Here is a 242-nt window from a genome sequence, read left to right on the forward strand (position 1 = left end):
CGGGCTGGTGGTGGAGGCCCTCGATGCCGCCGCCGCCGCCAGCGTCTCCTACCTCAGGCCCCTGGCGCCGGAGGCGGCCTTGCGCCAGAAGCCGCGTGCCGCCTCCGACGTCGCCGGCAATCGCCGGGTGCTGCTGGCCGCCTGGCTGGAGGGCGCCCTGGTCGGCACCGTGCCGCTCGACCTCGACATGCCGCAGAACCAGCCGCACCGGGCCGGGCGGCCGGGTCCACCAGCAGCATGGC

1 pseudogene is annotated in these 242 nt (G+C 77.3%); it reads left to right on the plus strand.

Annotation, left to right across the window (positions count from 1 at the left end):
- Positions 1 to 242, plus strand: a pseudogene (locus AC0IW9_RS31765) (hypothetical protein); the annotation flags it as partial.

Source organism: Belnapia sp. AC561 (genome assembly GCF_979252845.1).